Origin of the sequence: Paraburkholderia piptadeniae, assembly GCF_900007165.1 — a bacterium.
Taxonomy (GTDB): Bacteria; Pseudomonadota; Gammaproteobacteria; order Burkholderiales; family Burkholderiaceae; genus Paraburkholderia; species Paraburkholderia piptadeniae.
In genome coordinates, this window is sequence record NZ_CYGY02000233.1 from 1 (window position 1) to 693 (window position 693).

The 693-nt window shown below is 63.6% G+C and carries 1 protein-coding gene; it reads right to left on the bottom strand.

Going from position 1 to position 693, the window contains the following annotated elements:
- Positions 1-693 (bottom strand): IS630 family transposase (locus BN2476_RS44960; protein WP_143811257.1); only part of this gene is annotated, 693 nt, incomplete at both ends.

Sequence of the window (693 nt, forward strand, 5' to 3'; positions counted from 1 at the left end):
GCCTGGGCGCGGTGCGTGTTCAGGTTGTCCCAAACCACGTGCACCTGCTTGCCCGGGTATGCAGCAGCCACGCGCTCCATGAAGGCTACCAGATCGTCCTGGGTACGCCGCTCGCGGCACTCTGCCAACACCTTTCCCGTGTGCACATCCAGCGCAGCAATCAACGCCTGGGTACCGTGGCGGATATATTCAAACTCCCGACGACGCAGCCGTCCCGCCGCCGGTGCACGCCCCGGATGCTTGCGCTCGATGGCCTGGATACCTGTCTTCTCGTCGATGCTGAGCACCACCGCGTTTTTGGGCGCCTTGCGATACAGCTTGCAAATTACATTGACCTTCTCGCGAAAGGCGGGGTCGGGACTGTGTAGCCATTGCTGCACCCGGTGCGGGCGCACGTCGCCGGCCTGCAAGATCCGCTGAACATGGCTACGGCTGATCTGTTCGACGATGCCGCGCTCGATTGCGCGCGTCACGATCTCGTCGAGCGTCGGCGTGAGCCGCCCCTGCGGTTCCTGCGCTTCGCAAGCCAACGCAATCAATTGCAGTCGCGTTTCCTGCGCAATGCGCGGCGGACGGCCACTGCGCTCACCTTCCCGAATGCCCTGTGCGCCTTGCCGCGCAATGCGCTTGCGCCACGTGCTGACCGTCTGCACCGATACGCCGAGCTCTCGCGCAATCACAGTATTCGAGTGT